This is a genomic window from Lactococcus sp. NH2-7C, assembly GCF_029953655.1.
GTDB lineage: Bacteria > Bacillota > Bacilli > Lactobacillales > Streptococcaceae > Lactococcus > Lactococcus lactis.
On record NZ_CP124538.1, the window covers coordinates 1,798,348 to 1,820,922 of the forward strand.

18 protein-coding genes are annotated in these 22,575 nt (G+C 36.6%); 17 read left to right on the forward strand and 1 reads right to left on the reverse strand.

Features of this window, described 5'->3' with window-relative positions; genetic code table 11:
* Window positions 1-9: 9 nt before the first annotated feature.
* Window positions 10-828 carry an aldo/keto reductase gene (locus QJV49_RS09120; protein ID WP_225512347.1) on the reverse strand — a complete coding sequence of 273 codons (819 nt, stop codon included), beginning with the start codon at window positions 826-828 and terminating at the stop codon, window positions 10-12.
* Window positions 829-969: 141 nt separating this feature from the next.
* On the opposite strand from QJV49_RS09120, the gene QJV49_RS09125 reads away from it, so the two are divergent.
* The 17 genes from QJV49_RS09125 to QJV49_RS09205 all read left to right on the forward strand — a co-directional run bounded on the left by QJV49_RS09125 (window position 970) and on the right by QJV49_RS09205 (window position 22,298).
* Complete coding sequence (locus QJV49_RS09125) at window positions 970-1,317, forward strand: helix-turn-helix domain-containing protein (protein ID WP_003131654.1); 348 nt, start codon at window positions 970-972, stop codon at window positions 1,315-1,317.
* Window positions 1,318-1,342: 25 nt separating this feature from the next.
* The gene (locus tag QJV49_RS09130; protein ID WP_225512348.1) at window positions 1,343-1,735 is read left to right on the forward strand and encodes a VOC family protein; all 393 of its coding nucleotides are present in this window, start codon (window positions 1,343-1,345) and stop codon (window positions 1,733-1,735) included.
* Between the two features lie 176 nt (window positions 1,736-1,911).
* Window positions 1,912-2,613, forward strand: a complete 702-nt coding sequence (locus QJV49_RS09135; protein ID WP_003131652.1) for a phosphoglycerate mutase — start codon at window positions 1,912-1,914, stop codon at window positions 2,611-2,613.
* 172 nt (window positions 2,614-2,785) lie between these two features.
* On the forward strand, window positions 2,786-3,349 hold the full coding sequence (gene ahpC / locus QJV49_RS09140; protein ID WP_225512349.1) for an alkyl hydroperoxide reductase subunit C: 564 nt from the start codon (window positions 2,786-2,788) through the stop codon (window positions 3,347-3,349).
* A gap of 65 nt (window positions 3,350-3,414) precedes the next feature.
* Window positions 3,415-4,944: an alkyl hydroperoxide reductase subunit F gene (ahpF, locus tag QJV49_RS09145; protein ID WP_225512350.1), complete on the forward strand. Its 1,530-nt coding sequence runs from the start codon at window positions 3,415-3,417 to the stop codon at window positions 4,942-4,944.
* A gap of 166 nt (window positions 4,945-5,110) precedes the next feature.
* Window positions 5,111-7,276, forward strand: a complete 2,166-nt coding sequence (locus tag QJV49_RS09150; protein WP_225512351.1) for a penicillin-binding transpeptidase domain-containing protein — start codon at window positions 5,111-5,113, stop codon at window positions 7,274-7,276.
* A gap of 137 nt (window positions 7,277-7,413) precedes the next feature.
* Window positions 7,414-8,010: a recombination mediator RecR gene (recR, locus tag QJV49_RS09155; RefSeq protein ID WP_003131648.1), complete on the forward strand. Its 597-nt coding sequence runs from the start codon at window positions 7,414-7,416 to the stop codon at window positions 8,008-8,010.
* A 116-nt stretch (window positions 8,011-8,126) separates the two neighbouring features.
* Window positions 8,127-9,176 (forward strand): D-alanine--D-alanine ligase, encoded by a 1,050-nt coding sequence (locus QJV49_RS09160; protein WP_225512352.1) that lies wholly within the window; start codon window positions 8,127-8,129, stop codon window positions 9,174-9,176.
* A 297-nt stretch (window positions 9,177-9,473) separates the two neighbouring features.
* The gene (gene murF / locus QJV49_RS09165) at window positions 9,474-10,796 is read left to right on the forward strand and encodes a UDP-N-acetylmuramoyl-tripeptide--D-alanyl-D-alanine ligase (protein WP_225512353.1); all 1,323 of its coding nucleotides are present in this window, start codon (window positions 9,474-9,476) and stop codon (window positions 10,794-10,796) included.
* A 169-nt stretch (window positions 10,797-10,965) separates the two neighbouring features.
* Entirely contained in the window at window positions 10,966-12,618 is a 1,653-nt protein-coding gene (locus tag QJV49_RS09170; RefSeq protein ID WP_225512354.1) for a peptide ABC transporter substrate-binding protein, read from the forward strand.
* A 308-nt stretch (window positions 12,619-12,926) separates the two neighbouring features.
* Complete coding sequence (locus QJV49_RS09175) at window positions 12,927-14,564, forward strand: peptide ABC transporter substrate-binding protein (protein WP_058204070.1); 1,638 nt, start codon at window positions 12,927-12,929, stop codon at window positions 14,562-14,564.
* 77 nt (window positions 14,565-14,641) lie between these two features.
* Window positions 14,642-15,553 (forward strand): ABC transporter permease, encoded by a 912-nt coding sequence (locus QJV49_RS09180; protein WP_225512355.1) that lies wholly within the window; start codon window positions 14,642-14,644, stop codon window positions 15,551-15,553.
* Window positions 15,554-15,568: 15 nt separating this feature from the next.
* On the forward strand, window positions 15,569-16,600 hold the full coding sequence (locus tag QJV49_RS09185; RefSeq protein WP_012897196.1) for an ABC transporter permease: 1,032 nt from the start codon (window positions 15,569-15,571) through the stop codon (window positions 16,598-16,600).
* A gap of 2 nt (window positions 16,601-16,602) precedes the next feature.
* Window positions 16,603-17,652 carry an ABC transporter ATP-binding protein gene (locus QJV49_RS09190; RefSeq protein ID WP_225512356.1) on the forward strand — a complete coding sequence of 350 codons (1,050 nt, stop codon included), beginning with the start codon at window positions 16,603-16,605 and terminating at the stop codon, window positions 17,650-17,652.
* Window positions 17,649-18,590, forward strand: a complete 942-nt coding sequence (locus QJV49_RS09195) for an ABC transporter ATP-binding protein (protein ID WP_277877535.1) — start codon at window positions 17,649-17,651, stop codon at window positions 18,588-18,590. Before QJV49_RS09190 ends, QJV49_RS09195 begins: the two co-directional genes overlap by 4 nt.
* A gap of 229 nt (window positions 18,591-18,819) precedes the next feature.
* Window positions 18,820-20,391: a peptide chain release factor 3 gene (locus tag QJV49_RS09200; RefSeq protein WP_015425810.1), complete on the forward strand. Its 1,572-nt coding sequence runs from the start codon at window positions 18,820-18,822 to the stop codon at window positions 20,389-20,391.
* A gap of 263 nt (window positions 20,392-20,654) precedes the next feature.
* Window positions 20,655-22,298: a DEAD/DEAH box helicase gene (locus tag QJV49_RS09205; protein ID WP_153241712.1), complete on the forward strand. Its 1,644-nt coding sequence runs from the start codon at window positions 20,655-20,657 to the stop codon at window positions 22,296-22,298.
* Window positions 22,299-22,575 lie beyond the last annotated feature (277 nt).

The following is a 22,575-nucleotide window of genomic DNA, read 5'->3' on the forward strand; positions in this document are numbered from 1 at the left end:
ACTTCTTTCTTAAAAATTAAAATGTTCTGGATCTGGCCCGACACGAAGTTCTTCATTGAGTGAGTTGATAGCTTTCATATCTTCAGGGTCAAGTGAAAAATCAAAAATTTGACGATTAGCTATCATTCGTTCACTTTTAATAGATTTTACATTTACTAAAATATCTTGTTGAATATCCCAACGAAGAATAATTTGAGCCACAGATTTTCCATGTTTGTCAGCAACTTTTTTGAGGACTTCATTGCCTAATAATTGACCTTGCATCAAAGGTGACCAAGCTTGAACCTTGATATCATGAAGTTCTAAGAAATTACGAAGTTCTTCTTGTGATAATTTTGGATGGAGTTCAATTTGATTTAAAACAGGGGTGATTTCAGCATAGCTAAGAAGTTCTTCTAAATGTGATTTTTGAAAGTTACTGACACCAATCGCTTTTATTTTGCCTGCCTTATATAAATCTTCCATTGCTTTCCAAGCTTCTTTGTAAGCATAATGTGTGCCTGGCCAGTGGATAAGATATAAATCAAGATAATCTAAATCCAATTTTTTCAAACTTTCTTCAAAGTTTTGAATTGTTTCTTCATAAGAATGATTATCTCCCCAAAGTTTTGAAGTGATGAAAAGATCTTCACGAGAAAGTCCTGTCAAGCCCAAACCTTCTTTGATTCCTTGGCCAGTTCCTTCTTCATTTTCATAAATTTTAGCTGTATCAATTAAACGATATCCGTTAACAATTGCGTTTTTGACAACATCAGCAGTTTCTTCATTTGGAATTTGAAAAACTCCCAAACCAAGTTCTGGAATTTCAATCTGATTATTAAGTTTCATTTTTTGCTCCTCATATATTTTATTTTGGCAGAAAATTAGTATATAATAAATGAAACCTCTTGAACAGTACCTACTTTTTTGTCTCATACATACTAAAAAGTAATAATTGGATAAAATAAGGGATTAGAAAGGAAATTAATTTTGAAAAAAATTTATAATATTGGTGTCGAAGCGACAATGGATGTTATTGGCGGAAAATGGAAACCAATTATTTTGTGTAATTTAAGACATAATCCAAGTCGTCCAGGAGAATTGAGACGTCAAATTCCAGGAATCAGTCAAAAAATGCTGACTCAGCAATTAAGAGAATTAGAAATTGATAATATTATCGTCCGTAAGGTTTATAATCAAGTTCCGCCGAAGGTTGAATATTCTCTGAGCCCTTATGGTGAAACTTTAAATGGTTTATTAGATATTCTTTGCTCGTGGGGTGAAGGTCATGTCCAAACTTTAAAAAGTATGGGTGAAGAAGTTCAAATTTTAGAATAAGAGAACTTAGAAGAGGAGCCGCAAGATGTACCAACCAGCTTTCAATAAAATTCATCACATCGCTATCATTGCCGCAGATTATGAAAAATCTCGTCAGTTCTATGTTGATATTTTAGGATTTTCAATCATTCGAGAAAATCATCGTCCAGAAAAAGGAGATATCAAGCTTGATTTAAAGATGAATGAAGAAACAGAAATTGAATTATTTATCAAATCTGATGCCCCTAAACGCCTAACTTATCCAGAAGCAAAAGGCTATCGCCACTTAGCCATTAAAACGACAAATATTGAAGAAGATAGAAATTATTTGATAAGTCAAGGAGTCGAAGTGGAGGAAATCCGGCAGGACGAAATTACTGACAGAAAAATGCTCTTTTTCTATGATCCAGATGATTTACCAATAGAACTTCATGAGTAATTTTTAAAAAATGGAAATGAAGAAATGGTTTTTAGGTTAGCTAAAGCTTCTGTCAGTAAATAAAAGGGCTTACAGAAAATAAAAGCTAGAAAAAAAAAGAAAAATGTAGTAAAATTAACTTTGTAAATGAACGAACTAAATTTCGTTCAAGTAAAAATAAACGGAGAATACACAAAATGCCAAAATTAGTATTTGCACGTCACGGTGAATCTGAATGGAATCTTGCTAACCTTTTCACAGGTTGGGCTGACGTTGACCTTTCTGAAAACGGAACTAAACAAGCGATTGAAGCTGGTAAATTGATTAAAGAAGCTGGAATCGAATTTGATATTGCTTACACTTCAGTATTGAAACGTGCGATCAAAACAACTAACCTTGCTCTTGAATATTCAGACCAACTTTGGGTACCAGTTGTTAAATCATGGCGCTTGAACGAACGTCACTACGGTGGTTTGACAGGTTTGAACAAAGCTGACGCTGCTGCAAAACATGGTGATGAACAAGTTCACATCTGGCGTCGTTCATATGATGTATTGCCACCAGCAATGGATCATGATGATAAATATACAGCTCACGGAGACCGTCGTTACGCTGGTCTTGAAGATTCATTGATTCCTGATGCTGAAAACCTCAAAGTTACTTTGGAACGTGCTCTTCCATTCTGGGAAGACCAAATCGCTCCAGCTTTGAAAGAAGGAAAAAATGTCTTCGTTGGTGCTCACGGTAACTCAATCCGTGCACTCGTTAAACAAATCAAAAAACTTTCTGATGACGAAATTATGGATGTTGAGATCCCTAACTTCCCACCACTTGTTTTCGAATTTGATGACAACTTGAACGTTCAAAACGAATACTACTTGGCTCCTAAAAAAGCATAATATTTGAATGAAAATACTCTAAGTTATAATAGATACCCATCTATTTAGGACTTAGAGTATTTTTTGTAATCAATGCAATAGTTTGTAAGTTTTTGAACAAATTAATTGATTCTTCATTTTATTCGTGAGATAATTTAATAGTAAAGCTTTAAAGAAGAAAAAGGAGAATCTTATGTCATTAGTAGGTAAAAAAATAGAAGAATTTTCAACAGATGCTTATCTTGGTGGGAAATTTATTAAAGTTTCCGATAAAGACTTTTATGGAAAATGGTCTGTGCTTTGTTTCTATCCAGCAGACTTTTCATTTGTTTGTCCGACAGAGTTAGAAGATTTAGAAGAAACTTATCCAACCTTGAAATCGCTTGGTGTAGAAGTTTACTCAGCTTCAACAGACACACATTTTGTGCATGCTGCTTGGCATGAACATAGTGATGCTATTTCAAAAATTACTTATCCAATGCTCGCAGACCCTTCACAAAAAATTTCACGTGCTTTTGATATTCTCGATGAAGAAGCAGGATTGGCTCAACGTGGAACATTTATTATTGACCCAGACGGCGTGATTCAAGCGGTTGAAATTACGGCTGATGGTATTGGACGTGATGCAAGTCAATTGGTCGATAAGATTAAGGCTGCTCAATATGTGCGTAACCATCCAGGTGAAGTTTGTCCCGCTAAGTGGAAAGAGGACGGAGAAAGTCTTCACGTTGGTATTGACCTTGTAGGTAAAATATAGAATAAAAAAGTGAGTCTTGGCTCACTTTATTTGTCTTTAGAAACTTAATGACAGAAAGGTTTAATATGATTTTAGATGAAAATCTTCGTGCTCAGTTGATGCCTTATATGGATTTGTTGGAAAATCCAATTATTTTAAAAGTTGATGCAGATTTAGAGAACGAAAATGGAAAAAAAATAGCAGAATTTACAGATGAACTTGCAAGTTTGTCCGAAATGATTTCAAAAGAAACAGGAAAACTTAACCGAAAAACAGCTTTTTCTATTGAAAGAGAAGGTGTTTCTGGAGTCCTTTTTTCAGGGCTACCATTAGGTCATGAGTTGAATTCATTAGTTTTGGCGCTTGTCCAAGTGAGTGGACGCCCTCCACGGATTGAACAAGAATTAGTTGAGCGAATTCAAGCGATTCAAAATCCACTTCACTTTGAAACCTATGTGAGTTTAACTTGTCATAACTGTCCAGATGTTGTCCAAGCATTAAACACAATGAGTATTCTTAACCCCAATATTAGTCACACAATGATTGAGGGGGGAATGTTTCAAGAAGAAGTGGAAGCAAAAGGGATTATGGCGGTTCCAACTGTTTTCAAAAATGGTGAAGAATTTCATAATGGACGAGCTAGTCTTGAAGAATTACTAGAAAAAATTACTGGTCCAGAGAGTTCTGAAGCTTTTTCTGATAAAGACCCTTATGATGTTTTAGTTGTTGGTGGAGGCCCTGCTGGCGCAAGTGCAGCTATTTATGCTGCACGTAAAGGGATTCGGACAGGCTTAATCGCTGAACGCTTTGGCGGTCAACCACTGGAAACTTTAGGAATTGAAAACCTCATTGGAACGCCCTATGTTGAAGGGGTTCAACTTGGTCGTCAGCTTGAAGAACATGTGAAAAAATACCCTGTCGATTTGATGAACTTGCAAAAAGCAGTTAAGCTAGAGAAAAAAGACTTGATTGAGGTGAGTCTTGAAAATGGGGCACTTCTAAAAAGTAAGTCAGTTATTATTTCAACGGGCGCTCGTTGGCGAGATTTGGGAATTCCAGGAGAGCAAGAATTTAAAACCAAGGGAGTCGCTTACTGTCCACATTGTGATGGTCCTTTGTTTGCAGGAAAAGATGTAGCGGTTATAGGTGGCGGAAATTCAGGAATCGAAGCAGCTATTGATTTAGCTGGTTTGGTTAGACATGTTACTGTTCTTGAATTTTTACCTGAACTTAAAGCAGATAAAATTTTACAAGAAAAACTTGCGACCTTAAATAATGTTACTGTCCTCACCAATGTGGAAACCAAAGAAATTTTAGGAGATGACAAGGTTAGAGGTTTGAATTATCAAGTTCGCGGCTCTAAAGAAACTGTTCATTTGGAACTTGCTGGTGTCTTTGTTTTAATTGGTTTAGTTCCGAACACTCAGTGGTTGGAAGGAACAATTGACTTATCCGCACGTGGAGAAATTTTGACTGATAAAGTTGGAGCAACAAATCTTCCTGGCGTTTTTGCAGCAGGAGATTGTACGGATAGTGTTTATAAGCAAATCATTATTTCAATGGGGACTGGGGCAACCGCTTCTCTAGGTGCTTTTGATTATTTGATAAGAAACTAAAATTTTAGATGACAAAAAAAGAAAACGTGTTTGAGTTTTCTTTTTTTATTTGATTAAATTGATAGGAATCAAAATTGTAAGGAAAAGTTTTCATAAATGTGGTAAAATGTTTAAGTACAAATTTTGAATGTAAAAACTATTTATAAAACTCATTCTTGGAGTCGAAATGTCAGATAATAAAAGAAAAAATGATAAGCGCAAGCAATCCGATAAGTCTAAAAAATCACATAAAGAAGTAAAAATTTTAAAAGATCCAACTAAATCAATTCCAAAACGAGTGAACCTCTTATTTTTTGTTATCTTTGTTTTGTTTATGATTTTAATTGGTAAGCTATTCAATATGCAGGTTTTGAATTCACATTTTTACGCCGAAAAATCAATAAGTGCAGGTGGGGATGTTCAAATTATTGAAGGTGCACCTCGTGGAAATATTTATGATGCAACAGGAAAAGCTTTAGCATCTACAGTTCCGGTTCAGGCTGTTGAATTTACAAGAAGTCAAAATGCTACTGCTGATGAAATGTATCAGGTAGCCAATAAGTTAGCAACTATTTTATCTAATAACATTGATGTTGCTGATCTGACAACGCGTGATAAAAAAGACTATTTCTTGGCTAATTCTAAAAATCTAGAGAAAATAGCTAATAGTTTATCTGAAAAGGAAAAGAAAGATAAACATGGTAATGATTTAACTGGTTCACAAATTTATGATGTTGAATTAAGTAAAGTTAAAGATAGTGACTTGAATTTTACAGCAGAACAAACTTTTGCCGCAAAATTATTCAAAGAAATGAATAGTACCACTACTTTTAACACTACTAAAATTGCTACTGGAAGTATTACAGCAGAGCAACAAGCGACAATTGCCGAACAAGAAGGTGATTTACCAGGAATTACAATCGGGACTTCTTGGGACCGTTCATATGCTCAAAATTCTTTGACACCACTTATGGGGACAATTACGTCACAAAAATCTGGAATTCCAGCAGAAGAATTAGATGCCTATCTTAAAAAAGGTTATCAACGTAATGACCGTGTAGGGACTGGGCTTCTTGAGAAGGGATACGAAAGTGAACTTCAAGGAACACACAGCATCAGTAAGGTTAAATTTGATAAAAATGGTGATGTTTCTGGAACAAAAACAATCCAAAAAGGAAAACGTGGGGATGATTTAAAATTAACCATTAACCTAGATTTCCAAAACGGGGTTAATAATATCGTTAAAACACAATTAGACCAACTGATTGCCCAAGGTTATGGCCAGTATAATAGAGGAGCTTATGCTGTTGTGTTAAATGTTAAAACGGGGGCAGTCTTAGCTTTATCTGGCTATCAACGGGATCCTAATACAGGAACAATTACGGAAAATACTTTAGGAACTTTCCAAAGTGTCTTCACACCGGGTTCTGTTGTCAAAATGGGAACATTGACTGCTGCTTGGAATGCTGGTGTCATTTCTGGAAATGACACTCTAACGGCACAATCTATTCAATTTAAAGGTTCTCCATCTATCAATGACTGGTGGGGAGATGCTTCACCAATGGCTTTAACTGCTGTTGAAGCTTTGCAATATTCATCAAATACTTACATGATGCAATTGGCAATGAGAATGTTAGGTGCTCCTTATACTGCAGCGGGACAATATCTCAATGATAGTAACAGAGTAAAAGTTTATGAACAGTTTCGTAAGGCTTTTGCCTCTTATGGTTTAGGGGCAGCAACTGGTTTTGATATTCCTGGAGAATCAACTGGATATCTCCCTTCAGCGAAATCTAAGGAAGCTTCTGGGGTCAATGTATTGTATGAATCATTTGGTCAGTATGATAACTATACGCCACTTCAATTGGCGGTTTATGCAGCAACTTTAGGAAATAACGGAACTCGTTTGTCACCACATATTGTTCAAGGAGTTTATGAAGGTGGAACTGACGGACAACCTGGCACGCTTATCAAAAATATTACTCCTAAAATTATGGATAAGGTAAATATTACTCCTGATAATATGGATGTTCTCCATCAAGGGATGTATGCTGTTGTTCATGGGGCTGGTGGATTGACCACTGGGCGGTCAATGGATTCATCAACTGTTTCCATTTCTGGTAAAACAGGGACTTCCGAAAGTACAAAAGTATTGGCAGATGGCAGTCAAGTTATTGTAACGGCTAATAACGCAGTGGCCTTTGCTCCTTCTGACAATCCAGAAATTGCTATTGCGGTTGTACTTCCAGATAATACTGAAAGTAATGCTTCAAGTGGAACAAAAGCAAACCAAAGTATTGTAACGGGAATTACTGATTTGTATTATTCAAATGAAGCTTTCCGTAAAAATTAAAAAAGTTCTCTCTGATAGGAGAGACTTTTTGTTTATAAGTGATTGAGAATTCTATCACCTTTCCTTTTCATTTTCAGTCTTTTATAGTAAAATTAATAAATTGAATAAAATATTTACAAGTGAAGAATTGGTGAAATATGTATTATCCTGAACCTATTGCTCGCCTAATTGAGTCGTTCTCAAAATTACCAGGGATTGGTCAAAAAACAGCGACTCGATTGGCTTTTTATACGATTGGCATGGAAGATCAAGATGTCAATGAATTTGCAAAAAATCTTCTGTCAGCAAAACGGGATTTGAGTTTTTGCTCGATTTGCGGTAATTTAACAGAAAGTGATCCTTGCGCCATTTGTACCGATCCGACGCGTGATCGAACAACTATATTGGTCGTTGAAGAATCTAAAGATGTTCTTGCTATGGAAAAAATTCGGGAATATCGAGGACTTTATCATGTTTTGCATGGCACGATTAGTCCAATGAATGGGATTTCTCCGGATGAAATTAATGTTAAAACATTGATTACAAGATTAATGGATTCAGAGGTTAAAGAAGTGATTATCGCAACTAATGCCACTTCTGACGGAGAAGCAACTGCCATGTATCTGGCTCGAATGATTAAGCCCGCAGGGATTAAAGTGACTCGCTTGGCTCGTGGATTAGCTGTAGGATCTGATATAGAATACGCAGATGAAATTACTTTATCAAAAGCGGTAGAGAATCGGTTGGAAATTTGATTTTTTCTGTGGTAAAATAAAAAAGACAATTACTGACAGAATTGTATTGTAAAAATATCACATGCTGTCAGTAAAAAGAAGTGTCTGACAAAGCTGTCAGTAAAAAAGGAAGAAATATGTCAAAAGAAACATTAATTTTGTTGTATGGTGGTCGTTCTGCTGAGCGAGAAGTATCAGTTTTATCAGCAGAATCGGTGATGAGAGCTGTTAATTATTCTCGTTTTGTTGTAAAAACTTACTTTATCACTAAGGGTGGTGAATTCATAAAAACGCAAGAATTTACTGACAAACCTGCTGAAGAAGAAAAACTACTGACAAATGATTTGGCAGAATCTTATCCAAAGATTTCACCAGCAGAAATTTACGAAAAAGATGCCGTTGTATTCCCAGTTTTACATGGACCCATGGGAGAAGACGGCTCGATTCAAGGATTTTTAGAAATTTTACGTTTGGCATATGTTGGTCCAAATATTTTATCTGCGTCAAGCACAATGGATAAATTATTGGCAAAACACGTTTTTGAAGCGGTTGGTGTACCCCAAGTTCCTTATGTTGCGGCTTTTGCTGACGAAAATCAAGGGGAAATTGCTCAAGAAGTAGTCGAAAAATTAGAATTTCCAGTTTTTGTTAAACCTGCTAATATGGGTTCTAGCGTTGGAATTTCAAAAGTTGATGATTTAGCAGATCTTCAACCTGCTCTAAGTGAAGCCTATAAATATGATAACCGTGTTGTCATTGAACAAGGCGTGGATGCGCGTGAAATAGAATGTGCTGTTTTGGGAAATAATAGTGACGTTTCTGCAACGCTTCCAGGTGAAGTTGTGAAAGATGTTGAGTTTTATGATTACAACTCAAAATATATTGATAATAAAATTCAAATGGATATTCCAGCAAAAGTTCCTGCTGATTTAGCTCAAAAAATGCAAGAATATGCTATAAAAGCATACAAGGCAGTTAATGGGACAGGTTTGTCACGTTGCGATTTCTTTGTGACAAAGGATGGAAATGTTTATCTCAACGAAATTAATGCTATTCCGGGATTCACACAATGGTCAATGTATCCATTGCTTTGGGAAAATATGGGCTTATCTTATTCTGATTTAATTGAAAAATTAGTTGATTTAGCTAAAGAAACTTTTGAAACACGTGAAAATCATCTTTTATAAAAAATACAAATCTGTCAGTAAATCGATTGCTGACAGATTTTTTTGTCAGTAAAAAGTGTTATAAGTATCACTTCTTATGACACGCTAAAGCGTGAACGCGCAGACGGAAGTCGCTATAGCGTCCTTCCTGCCATTTCGCCTGCCAGATTGCTGGCTTAGAGCGAATGGACAACGTAGTGAAACGAAGTAGATACCTATTACTTACTCAGTGGAAAATTATCATTCGGTCATAATAAATCGAAAGCCAGTCACATGAAACGTGTTTCACGTGACTGGCTGTGTTATAATGGAGTCACTATGAAACTCACAATTCACGAAATCGCCCAAGTCGTTGGCGCAAAAAATGATTGGTCGCAACTGGCAGATTTGTCAGTCAATAAAATTGAATTTGATAGCCGTTTGATTGAAAAAGGGGATATCTTTTTGCCACTTAAGGGGGCACGAGATGGTCATGATTTCATCAAAATCGCTTTTGATAATGGAGCAATAATCAGCTTTTCAGAAAAAGAAGTCGAACAAGCTCATCTCTTGGTTGACGATAATCTGCTTGCTTTCCAAAAATTGGCAAAATATTATCTTGAAAAGACAAAAGTTCCAGTCATTGCGGTGACAGGTTCAAATGGAAAAACAACAACTAAAGACATGATTGCTGCTGTTTTGTCTAAGAAATTTAAAACATACAAAACACAAGGGAATCACAATAATGAAATCGGCTTACCTTACACCATTTTACATATGCCGGACGATACTGAAAAATTAGTTTTGGAAATGGGAATGGATCACCCTGGTGATATTGATTTTTTATCAGAACTTGCTCAGCCTGAACTTGCTGTCATTACCTTAATTGGTGAAGCGCATCTTGAATTTATGGGAAGTCGTGAAAATATTGCTAAAGGGAAAATGGGGATTACGGCTGGTTTGCATGGTGAGCTAATTGCCCCTGCTGACCCAATTATTAATGCTTTTATCCCAGACAATCAAAAAATTAGTCGCTTTGGTTTGCCCGGTGAAGATTTATTTATTACAAAATTAGTCGAACATAAAGAAAAATTAACTTTTGAAACTAATTTTTTAGATGAATCAATTACTATTCCAGTTCCTGGTAAATATAACGCTACGAATGCTATGTTAGCTGCTTACGTTGGCTTACATTATGGGCTGTCAGAAGCCGAAATTAAAAAAGCTTTGAAAGAAGTAGAGCTGACCAGAAATCGGACAGAGTGGAAAAAAGCAAAAAATGGTGCTGACCTTTTGAGTGATGTTTATAATGCCAATCCGACAGCAATGCGTTTGATTTTGGAAACTTTCCAAGCTATTCCCAAAAATGAGAATGGTCGAAAGATTGCAGTTCTTGCTGATATGTTAGAACTTGGACCCAGTGCAGCTCAACTCCATAAAGATATATTGAAATCTATAGATTTCGACAAAATTGATAAAGTTTATCTTTATGGTGAAATGATGAAAAATTTGGCAGAAATTTCGACTGACAAAGCTGTCAGCTATTTTACAGACTTAGATTTACTGACAGAAAGTCTGTCAGCAGATTTGAAACCAACTGACCAAGTTTTATTCAAAGGTTCAAATAGTATGAAACTTTCAGAGGTTGTTGAAAAATTATAATGATAAAAAATACTGACAGAAAGTTAGTATTTTTTTGTTTTCATTAAATTATCAGAAAAATACAACAATATTCTTGACAATGTATTTTTGAAAAAGTATAATAAGTCCACATTGAATTTTCAGAATAATATGAAAATTCAATGGTATCTTTACGATTTGGAGAAAGCAGATGAAACAAGGAAAAATTATTGGACTCACCAGCATTATTGCCCTGTCAGGAATTATTTTAGTGGCCTGTGGCACAAAAACAAGTGAGCAAAAAAACATCAAATTTTCAATTCCCACAGATGTGGCATCACTTGATACCACAATTTTAACTGACCAGTATTCTTATGATGTTGCTGGAAATGTGGAAGAAGGATTGACACGCGTTGACTCTAAAGGAAATGCTGCCTTAGCACTTGCAAAATCAATTGACGTTTCAAAAGACGGCTTGACCTACACGGTTACTCTTAGAGATAATTTGAAATGGTCAAACGGTGACAAGTTGACTGCTAAAGATTTTGTTTATTCATGGAAAAGAGCAGTGGACCCTAAAACTGGTTCAGAATATGCCTATTTGATGGGGGCAGTTTCTGGGGCTAATGATATTATTTCTGGTAAATCATCACTCGATAGTCTAGGAATTAAAGCCGAGTCAGATACAGAATTTACAGTCACATTGGCACAACCAACACCATATTTTAAATTTCTCTTGTCAGAACCTGTTTATTACCCTCTTGACCAAAAAGTTGTTGATAAATATGGCAAACAATATGGAACGTCCTCAGATAAAACCGTTTATAATGGACCATTCATGTTCAAATCAGATAAAGGTTGGACAGGAACCAATAAAACTTTTTCAATTTATGCCAATCCAAACTACTATGATAAGTCGGCAGTCAAATCTAAACAAATTGATTTCCAGGTCATTTCAAATGCGAATACAGGAGCACAGCTTTATAAACAAGGGAAACTTGATTTTACACTCCTTTCAACAACTGATTTGATTAATGCCAATAAAAAGACGAAAGGTTATACTGTCTTTAAACAAGCACGGACAGACTATATTGAATACAATCAATCTGGTAAAAATGCCTCAAGTCCAGACGCTCAAAAAGCACTAGCTAATCAAAATATTCGAGAAGCCTTAAATTTGGCAACTAACAGAGCAGGGGTCGTCAAAACTGCCCTACCAGGTTCGACCGTTGCGACAAGCTTTACACCAGTGGGAATGAGCAAGACCTCAACAGGAGAAGATTTTGCAACTTATGCCAAACAAGATTATCGCTATGACCCGACAAAAGCAAAAGAGCTCTGGGAAAAAGGATTAAAAGAGCTTGGCTTAACCAAACTCAGTCTTAGTTTTGAAGCTGCTGGAGATTTAGCACCGTCAGAAGCAACAGCCAACTTTTTACAAACAGCCTATCAACAAAATCTACCAGGCTTGACTATCAATTTAAAACTTGTTCCATTCAAACAAAGGCTGAATGACGCTCAAAATGGAAATTTTGATATGGTTCTCTCAGGTTGGGGTGGAGATTACGCTGAACCTTCAACTTTCTTGCAACTCTTTACAACAGGCCAATCATATAATGATGGAAAATTTTCTAGTAAAACTTATGATGATGCCTTTAAAGCAGCAACAACAACGCCAGACGTTCTTGATCCAACCAAAGTAGATGAACACTACAAAGCAGCAGAAGCAGCCCTCTATCAAGGATCATACATCAATCCAGTTGATTTCCAAGCCAATCCAGCTTTAATGAACCCTAAAATTACAGGCTTAGAATTTCATTCAACCGGTTTAGCTTACGACCTAAAATCGGCTTATGTTAAATAAAAAATACAAAAAGATAAATTTTCTGAAAATTTATCTTTTTTATTGAATATTCTTTCTGAAAAAATAAAACACGAACCAGCCAGACCCCAATTAAATGAAAGGGTTTTAAAGAAAAGTGGGATAAAAAAATACTTTTCAAAAGTTTGTGAAAACTTTCCGCTATTTAAAAATTAAATGTTAATTTTCAGAAAACATAACCATTATACTTTACAATTCAGGTTGAATTAAGTATAATACCAATATAATAAATTTTCTGACAATAATAAAAATTGCGAAGTCAGACACAATTCATGAAAGAGGGAAATTACATGAAGACTTGGAAAAAAGTTACCTTAGGTACAGTTGCACTTGGTTCGGCAGCTTTGCTTGCAGCATGCGGCAATAGCGGTTCTAGCTCATCGTCATCATCAAAAGACATTCAATGGAATTTGACATCACCTATTCAAACATTGGATTCATCACTCGCGACAGATACATATTCAAATATCATTATTGGTAATACCAATGCTGGTTTGACACGTGTGGACAAAGATGGTAAAGCACAGCCAGAATTGGCAAAATCAGTTGATGTATCAAAAGATGGCTTGACATATACTTTCCATCTTCGTGATGGCTTGAAATGGTCAAACGGTGATGCTTTGACAGCTAAAGATTTCGTTTATTCTTGGCAACGTGCGGTTGATCCAGCGACTGCTTCAGAATACGGATACCTCCTTGGCCCAGTTAAAAATGCCAATGAGATTAATGGTGGTAAAGCTGATAAATCAACACTCGGTGTTAAAGCAACCGATGACAAAACATTCGTTGTTACCCTTGCACAACCAACACCATACTTTGAATTCTTGACAGCTAACTCTGTTTACTTCCCACTCAACCAAAAAGTAGTTGAAAAATATGGGAAACAATACGGAACATCTTCAGAAAAAATGGTTTACTCAGGACCATATAAATTTGAAAAATCAAAAGGTTGGAACGGTTCAAACCAAACATTCTCAATCGTGAAGAATGATGATTATTGGGATAAGAGCGCAGTTAAAACTAAAGAAATCGATTTCCAAGTCGTTCAAGATGTTAAAACATCATTTAACCTTTATAAACAAGGTAAAATTGACCAAACTGGTATCGGTGACCCAGACCTTTACAAAGCAAATAAAACAGATAAGAATGTTGTCTCTCTAAATGAAGCAACTACTTCATACGTTCAATATAACCAATCAGGTAAAAATAAAGCCCTTGCGAATAAAGATATTCGTGAAGCTTTCAATCTTGCAACTGACCGTAAACAATATGTTGACACTGTAACACCGGCTTCTACACCAGCAACTGGCTTGACACCAGCAGGTATGGCTAAAACAAATACCGGTGAAGATTTCGCTAAATACGCTGAACAACCTTACAAATATGATGCCACAGCAGCTAAAGCCGCTTGGGAAAAAGGTTTGAAAGAAATTGGTGAAACTAAACTTACATTGACTTTGACAACGGATGATACACAAGCTGCCAAAGACTCTGCAACATTCCTTAAACAAGCATGGGAAGAAAAACTACCAGGTTTGACTCTAAATATCAAATCAGTACCATTTAAACAACGTTTAAATGACTCAACAACTGGTAACTTTGATATGGTCATCTCACTTTGGGGTGGTGACTATGCTGAACCATCAACATTCCTTGATTTGTTTACATCAACTTCACCAAATAACAATGGTAAAATCAATAATGTGACTTATGATAAAGCCATTAAAGCTGCTGAAGTGACAGATGCCCTTGATCCTGAAAAACATTATGCAGACTATAAAGCGGCTGAAGAAGCACTTTATACAGAATCAAATATTAATCCGCTTTACTTCCGTACTTCACCAGTTCTTCGTAACCCTAACCTTAAAGATGTACGTTTTGGTTCAACTGGTTTGACTTATGACTTCAAAACGGCTTACCTCAAATAATAATAGAGTTTTAGAGCAAGAAAGTTAGGATTGGCAGATTGCCAACCCTATCTTTTGCTTAGATTAGGAAATTTTTTATGGTTAAATATATTCTTAAACGTTTGGGGCTTTTGCTTCTGACTTTGTTCCTGATTGTGACATTGACTTTCTTTATGATGCAAGTCATGCCCGGAACACCTTTCTCAAATCCCAAACTAACACCAGATCAACTGGAAATTTTAAAACATGCTTACGGTTTAGATAAACCACTTTGGCAACAATACTTTATCTATGTCGGACATATGTTCACGGGTAATTTTGGTACTTCATTCATTTATACCAACCAACCTGTTATTACGATGATTGCCCAACGTTTACCAGTCTCAATGCAACTCGGTGTTCAAGCACTTATTGTTGGGACAATCCTTGGTGCTTTCATGGGTAAAGCTTCCGCTCGTCGTAAAAATGGATTGCTTGATGGAATTTTCGGTTTTGTTTCAGTCCTTGGGATTTCAGTTCCTTCATTCGTAATTGGTACCTTAATCCTTCTTTACTTAGGATTTAATTTGAATCTTTTCCCAATTTCTGGTTGGGGAACCTTCTCACAAACAATCATGCCAACAATCGCTCTTTCTTTTGCTCCAATGGCTGTGGTAACCCGTTTTGTTCGGTCTGAAATGATTGAGTCTTTATCTTCAGACTACATCTTGTTAGCTCGTGCTAAAGGACTTTCTGAAAAAGAAGTGGTCAATAAACATGCGTTGCGTAACTCACTGATTCCAATGTTGACTTTGATTGGACCAATGGCTGCCAATCTTTTGACGGGTTCGGTCTTGATTGAAAAAATCTTTTCAATTCCCGGTATTGGTTCACAATTTGTTGATTCAATTCCAGCTAAAGACTTCCCAGTTATTATGGCAACAACAATTGTTTATGCGGTAATCTTGATGCTATTTATCTTGGTTACAGATATTCTGACCGCAATTGTCGATCCACGAGTTCGTCTCTAGAAAGGGTTTGTCGAAATGGAAAATTTAAATAAAGACTTCACCCTTGTTGGTTCAAAGGGTTCAGATTCAACAGAAAAAATTGCGAAACCTGCCTTGAGTTTTTTCCAAGATGCTTGGCGTCGTTTTAAGAAAAATAAAGTAGCTTTGGTTGCCATGTGGATTATTGCGATTACATTGGCTTTCTCAGTAATCTCAGCATTTGTTGTACCACAATCAAAGGCAAACTACTTTAATCCAAATAAATCACAGGTTTATGGAAATCTTCCACCAAAACTCTCAGGTGATTTACCATTTTGGAATGGTGAATTTAAAGCACCAGGTTCTACTGAAAGAACAGATGTTTATAAATCACAAGGTGTTCCAGAAAAAGATAAATATGTCTTTGGGACGGATAAATATGGACGTTCATTGGCTAAACGGACAATTGTTGGTTTGCGTATTTCATTGATTATTGCCCTTGCTGCCGCCTTGATTGACTTAGTAATCGGGGTGACCTATGGGATTATTTCCGGCTGGATGGGCGGAAAAGTCGATATGGTTATGCAACGGATTATTGAAATCATCCAATCTGTACCTAACTTAGTTGTAGTAACAATGCTTGCCTTACTCTTAGGACAAGGGATTTCATCAATTATTATTGCGATTGGTCTATTTGCATGGACCGGGATGGCCAGGCAGGTACGGAACATGGTTCTCTCCTATAAGGAGCGTGACTTCGTCTTGGCCTCAAAAACTTTAGGACAATCTACTTGGAAAATTGCAGTAAAACATTTGTTGCCAAACGTTTCAGGGGTTATTGTTGTCCAAATCATGTTTGATATTCCAAGTATGATTATGTATGAGGCTGTTTTATCAGCGATTAACCTTGGGGTTAAACCGCCAACGTCTTCTTTGGGGACTTTGATTAATGATGGGATTGCAAGTTTGCAATTCTATCCATTCCAATTGATTATTCCAGCAGTAGTATTGTCTGTGCTTTCACTCACATTTATCTTCTTTGGAGATGGTTTGCGTGATGCATTTGACCCTAGAGCAAGTGAGGATTAGAAATGGCAGAAGAAAAAGTATTAGAAGTTAAAAATTTGCATGTCAATTTCCACACCTATGCTGGAGATGTTAAAGCGATTCGTGATGTTTCTTTTGATTTAGAAAAAGGACAGACCTTAGCAATTGTTGGTGAGTCTGGCTCTGGTAAATCAGTAACAACAAAAACTTTGATGGGCTTGAATGCGAAAAATGCGGTAATACCACAAGGTGAATTATTATTTAAAGGGCGTAACCTTCTTGATTTAAAGGAGGAAGAGTGGCAAAAAATTCGTGGAAATGAAATTTCAATGATTTTCCAAGACCCAATGACTTCTCTTGACCCAACAATGCGCATTGGAAAACAAATTGCTGAACCTTTGTTGAAACACAACAAAGGAATGAGTAAAGCCGATGCCATGAAACGAGCACTGGAATTGATGCAACAAGTCGGAATTCCTGATGCAGAAGTGCATATTAATGATTATCCACACCAATGGTCAGGGGGGATGCGTCAACGTGCAGTTATCGCGATTGCCTTGGCTGCTGATCCTGAAATCTTGATTGCAGATGAACCAACAACTGCGCTTGACGTTACAATTCAAGCACAAATTATGCATATGATGGCCGAATTGCAAGAAAGAATTAATTCTTCTATTGTCTTCATTACCCATGACTTGGGAGTTGTTGCTGGCTTTGCACATAAAGTGGCGGTAATGTATGCGGGTGAAATTGTTGAATATGGAACAGTTGAAGAAATTTTCTATAATCCACAACATCCATATACTTGGGGACTCTTAGATTCAATGCCAACGGTTGATTCAAGTGTCGATCGATTGGTTTCAATCCCAGGAACTCCGCCTGATTTATTGAATCCACCAAAAGGGGATGCCTTTGCAGTACGTAATAAATTTGCCTTGGCAATTGATTTTGAAGAAGAACCTCCATACTTTGAAGTATCTCCAACACATTTTGCCAAAACTTGGCTTTTAGACCCACGAGCACCAAAAGTAACGCCTTCCGATAATATCTTGGCACGCTGGAAACGCTGGGAAGAATTGAAAGGGGATAAATGATGACAGAACCTAAAAAAGTAATTGAAATAAAAAACCTTGATTTGACTTTTAATAAAGGAAAGAAAGGGGCTAATAAGGCAATTAATAATGTTTCTTTAGATATTTATGAAGGAGAAACATTTGGTCTCGTTGGAGAATCTGGTTCTGGTAAAACGACGATTGGTCGAGCAATTCTTAAACTTTATGATAATTTCATTACTGGTGGAGAGATTCTCTTTGAAGGTAAAGATGTTCGTAATCTAAAAGGTTCAGATCTGCGTGAGTATCGTTCAGAAGCACAAATGATTTTCCAAGATCCACAAGCTTCATTGAATGGACGCATGCGCGTTAAAGATATTGTTGCTGAAGGACTTGATGCCAATGGTTTAGTAAAAACAAAGGCTGAACGTGATGCTCGTGTATTGGAACTCTTACGTTTGGTTGGATTGAATGATGACCATTTGACACGTTATCCTCATGAGTTTTCTGGTGGACAGCGTCAACGGATTGGGATTGCACGTGCACTTGCCGTAAAACCTAAATTTGTCGTAGCTGATGAACCTATCTCAGCACTTGATGTTTCAATTCAAGCTCAGGTTGTTAACTTGATGAGAGATATTCAAGCAAAAGAAAACTTGACTTACTTGTTTATCGCTCATGATTTGTCAATGGTTAAATATATTTCTGACCGAATTGGTGTCATGCACTGGGGGAAAATTTTGGAAGTTGGAACTTCTGATCAAGTTTATAATCATCCAATTCATCCTTATACTAAGAGTTTGCTAAGTTCAATTCCGTCACCAGACCCTATTTCTGAGCGGGAACGTACTCCAATTGTTTATGACCCAACGGCTGAATTGGATGGACAAGAACGTGAAATGCGGGAAATTACCCCAGGACATTTTGTCTTCTCAACAGAAGCAGAGGCAGAAATTTACAAGAAAAACGCTACTGTATAAATAAAAAATTTAATGATAAAACAATTAGTTTTGCTGATTGTTTTTTCTTTTGTTTAATTAACAATCGAATGAATTTTTTAACTCTTTAGTTTGTTGCTAAGATTTATAAAAATCAACTATAAAATCAGGGCAAATTTTGATATAATTAAAAGAACTATTTTTTCGAGGCTTAACCAATGTAAAATAAATTAAAAATATAAATGAATAATTAAAGAAAAAGAGAGTATAAATGACTTTACAAGAAGAAATAAAAAAACGTCGGACTTTTGCCATCATCAGTCACCCAGATGCTGGTAAGACGACGATTACAGAACAATTATTGAAATTTGGGGGAGCCATTCGGGAAGCGGGGACTGTAAAAGCTCGTAAAACTGGTAATTTTGCTAAGTCAGACTGGATGGATATTGAAAAAGAGCGTGGAATTTCTGTAACAAGTTCTGTCATGCAGTTTGATTATGCAGGCAAACGTGTTAATATTTTGGACACGCCCGGGCACGAAGATTTCTCAGAAGATACTTACCGAACATTGATGGCAGTTGATGCTGCGGTCATGGTTATCGACAGCGCAAAAGGGATTGAAGCACAAACGAAAAAACTTTTCCAAGTTGTAAAACGCAGAGGGATTCCGGTTTTCACGTTCATTAATAAACTTGACCGTGATGGACGTGAACCACTTGATTTACTTTCTGAATTGGAAGAAATTCTTGGAATTGCTAGTGTACCAATGAATTGGCCAATCGGGATGGGGAAAAATTTCCAAGGACTTTATGATTTTACGCATGGTCGTGTGGAAGTTTATCAACCTGAGGATGGTAAACGTTTTGTTGAATTTGATGAAAACGGGGAAGTGCCGGCTAGTCATCCTTTGACAAAAAATCCATTCTTTACTCAAGCTTTAGAAGATGCTGAATTACTTTTGGATGCTGGAAATCAATTTTCTGAGGAAGAAGTTGTTGCTGGGCAATTGACACCAGTTTTCTTTGGTTCAGCTCTAACTAGTTTTGGGGTAGAAACTTTCCTTGAAACATTTTTAGAATATGCACCAGAACCTCATTCACACAAAACGGTGGATGAAGAAGAAATTGAACCTTTAAATCCTGATTTTTCTGGTTTCATTTTCAAAATCCAAGCAAATATGGACCCACGTCACCGTGACCGAATTGCTTTTGTTCGGATTGTATCTGGTGAATTTGAACGAGGAATGGATGTTAATCTTGTTCGGACGGGTAAGAAAGTGAAACTCTCAAATGTCACACAATTTATGGCTGAATCGCGAGAAAATGTTGAGAATGCTGTAGCTGGTGATATTATTGGGGTTTATGATACTGGAACTTATCAGGTTGGGGATACATTAACCACAGGTAAATTGAAAAAATCTTTTGAGCCATTGCCAACATTTACCCCTGAGCTCTTTATGCGTGTCCAAGCGAAAAATGTGATGAAACAAAAATCTTTCCAAAAAGGAATTGACCAATTGGTACAAGAAGGAGCCATTCAGCTCTACAAATCTTATACAACTGGTGATATTATGCTTGGTGCGGTTGGGCAACTTCAATTTGAAGTCTTTAAGGACCGGATGGAGCGAGAATATAATTCTGAAACAATCATGACACCAATGGGGACAAAAACGGTTCGTTGGATTAAAGAAGAAGATTTAGATGAAAAAATGTCTAGTTCACGTAATATTTTGGCACGAGATCGTTTTGATCATCCTTTATTCTTGTTTGAAAATGAATTTGCCATGCGTTGGTTTAAAGATAAATATCCAGATGTTGAATTAATGGAGCAATTTTCAGTATAAAATTACTGACAGATATTTTATATAGTAGAAAAGCTTATATTCTTTAAAAAATATCATAAAAATTTACTGACAGCTTTGTCAGTATATTTTTTATGAAAATATTTTAAAAAAAGTAAAGGGCGTAAGCATTTTCAGTCAAAAAATTATGCTATAATAGATAAGTTACGTCAGGCGAGTCACATAAATTTCGCCTGTAGCAAGGGTTTCGTACCCTGTAATAAAAAGTTTGGCGTGGGAACACGCAGTAGAAATATAGGTAAAAAATGAAATTTAGTGAACTCGGCCTGTCAGAAGGAATCGTAAATACACTTACAGAGATTGGTTATGAACAACCAACACCAATCCAAGAACAAACAATTAAACTTGCACTTGAAGGGCGTGACGTTCTAGGTCAAGCGCAAACAGGAACTGGTAAAACAGCAGCATTTGGTCTTCCAACAATTGAAAAAATTGATGCTTCTAATCCAGCTATTCAAGCACTCGTTATTGCTCCAACCCGCGAACTTGCGGTTCAAGGACAAGAAGAACTTTTCCGTTTTGGTAAATCAAAAGGACTTAAAGTTCGTACTGTTTTTGGTGGTTCAAGTATTGAAAAACAAATCAAAGGCCTTAAAGCTGGTGCACATATTGTTGTGGGAACACCAGGACGTTTGGTTGACTTGATTAAACGTAAAGCAATTAAATTGGATCAACTTGAAACTTTGATTCTTGATGAAGCTGATGAAATGTTGAATATGGGATTCTTGGAAGATATTCATTTCATCATTGAAAAAACACCAGAAGCTCGTCAAACATTGCTTTTCTCAGCAACTATGCCTGCTGATATCAAAAAAATTGGTGTGAAATTCATGAAGAATCCTGAACACATCAAAATTGCAGCCAAAGAAATGACTGCTGACCGTATTGATCAATATTTTGTAAAAACAAAAGAATTTGAAAAATTTGATGTTTTGACTCGTTTGCTTGACGTTGAACGTCCAGAACTTGCAATTGTTTTCGGTCGTACAAAACGTCGTGTTGACGAATTGATTCGTGGTCTTAAATTGCGCGGTTACCGTGCTGAAGGAATGCACGGAGATTTGGACCAAAATAAACGTTTGGCTGTTTTACGTGATTTCAAAGCAGGACATATTGATGTTTTGGTTGCAACTGACGTTGCCGCTCGTGGACTTGACGTGTCAGGAGTTACTCACGTTTATAACTACGATATTACTCAAGACCAAGAAAGCTATGTTCACCGTATCGGTCGTACCGGTCGTGCTGGTAAATCAGGACGTTCTGTAACATTTGTTTCATACAATGAAATGGGTTATCTTCGTGCCATTGAAAATATGACTAAAAAGCCAATGAAAGGCTTGAAACCACCTACAAAAGAAGAAGCTTACCAAGCGTCACTCTCAGTAGCTATGGATGATGTGCTTCGTGATTTGTCTGATGATTCAGCTAAAGCGAAATTGGCTAAATTTGACAAACAAGCAGCGAGCCTACTTGAAAAATTTGATGCTAAAGAATTGGTTGCTTTACTTCTTCAAGGTCGCGTAAAAGACCCTGATAATCAAGAAGAAGTTAAAATTACAGCTGAACGTCCATTGCCATATAATGGTGAAGGAAAAGGCTTCAAGAAAAAAGGTAAAGGTGGCGGCGGACGCTACAAAGGCCGTGGAAATGGTGACCGTGACGGAAACCGTGGAGGCTATCGTGGAAATCGTGATGGTAAAGATGGCGAACGCGGTGGAGATCGTAAACGCAACTGGAAAGATCGTGATGATAATCGTGGAGGCTACCGTGGAAAACGTGATGACCGTCGTTTTGACGATCGTAAACAAGGAGAAAAAACTCCTCGTAAACGTACCACAGGAACTGAAAAATCAGCTGGCTTCGTAATGCGTAGCCGTGGTGACAAATAAAAATAATTAAGAAATTACTGATAGTTTAAAGCGATTGCTTAATGAGCTTTAAATCGGTAAATGGAGGAATGGTCAGCAAAGCTGGCCATTCTGTCATTAATAAGCGATTGCTTAATGAGCTTTAAATCGGTAAAAAGAGGAATCATCAGTTAGCTGATGATTTTTTCTTTTGTCAGCTGTCAGTAAATTTTTATGGACAATAATTGAATTTATTAAGCCCATTCTAAAGAACGCGTACTTTTCGTCAGTAAATTTGTACTGAACATAATTAGATTTA

What these genes read in the sequence shown, in the direction of transcription:
- QJV49_RS09120 (WP_225512347.1), bottom strand. Translation starts at nt 828, where the DNA reads ATGAAACTTAATAATCAGATTGAAATTCCAGAACTTGGTTTGGGAGTT.
- QJV49_RS09130 (WP_225512348.1), top strand. Translation starts at nt 1,343, where the DNA reads ATGTACCAACCAGCTTTCAATAAAATTCATCACATCGCTATCATTGCC.
- QJV49_RS09135 (WP_003131652.1), top strand. Translation starts at nt 1,912, where the DNA reads ATGCCAAAATTAGTATTTGCACGTCACGGTGAATCTGAATGGAATCTT.
- ahpC (WP_225512349.1), top strand. Translation starts at nt 2,786, where the DNA reads ATGTCATTAGTAGGTAAAAAAATAGAAGAATTTTCAACAGATGCTTAT.
- ahpF (WP_225512350.1), top strand. Translation starts at nt 3,415, where the DNA reads ATGATTTTAGATGAAAATCTTCGTGCTCAGTTGATGCCTTATATGGAT.
- QJV49_RS09150 (WP_225512351.1), top strand. Translation starts at nt 5,111, where the DNA reads ATGTCAGATAATAAAAGAAAAAATGATAAGCGCAAGCAATCCGATAAG.
- recR (WP_003131648.1), top strand. Translation starts at nt 7,414, where the DNA reads ATGTATTATCCTGAACCTATTGCTCGCCTAATTGAGTCGTTCTCAAAA.
- QJV49_RS09160 (WP_225512352.1), top strand. Translation starts at nt 8,127, where the DNA reads ATGTCAAAAGAAACATTAATTTTGTTGTATGGTGGTCGTTCTGCTGAG.
- murF (WP_225512353.1), top strand. Translation starts at nt 9,474, where the DNA reads ATGAAACTCACAATTCACGAAATCGCCCAAGTCGTTGGCGCAAAAAAT.
- QJV49_RS09170 (WP_225512354.1), top strand. Translation starts at nt 10,966, where the DNA reads ATGAAACAAGGAAAAATTATTGGACTCACCAGCATTATTGCCCTGTCA.
- QJV49_RS09175 (WP_058204070.1), top strand. Translation starts at nt 12,927, where the DNA reads ATGAAGACTTGGAAAAAAGTTACCTTAGGTACAGTTGCACTTGGTTCG.
- QJV49_RS09180 (WP_225512355.1), top strand. Translation starts at nt 14,642, where the DNA reads ATGGTTAAATATATTCTTAAACGTTTGGGGCTTTTGCTTCTGACTTTG.
- QJV49_RS09185 (WP_012897196.1), top strand. Translation starts at nt 15,569, where the DNA reads ATGGAAAATTTAAATAAAGACTTCACCCTTGTTGGTTCAAAGGGTTCA.
- QJV49_RS09190 (WP_225512356.1), top strand. Translation starts at nt 16,603, where the DNA reads ATGGCAGAAGAAAAAGTATTAGAAGTTAAAAATTTGCATGTCAATTTC.
- QJV49_RS09195 (WP_277877535.1), top strand. Translation starts at nt 17,649, where the DNA reads ATGATGACAGAACCTAAAAAAGTAATTGAAATAAAAAACCTTGATTTG.
- QJV49_RS09200 (WP_015425810.1), top strand. Translation starts at nt 18,820, where the DNA reads ATGACTTTACAAGAAGAAATAAAAAAACGTCGGACTTTTGCCATCATC.
- QJV49_RS09205 (WP_153241712.1), top strand. Translation starts at nt 20,655, where the DNA reads ATGAAATTTAGTGAACTCGGCCTGTCAGAAGGAATCGTAAATACACTT.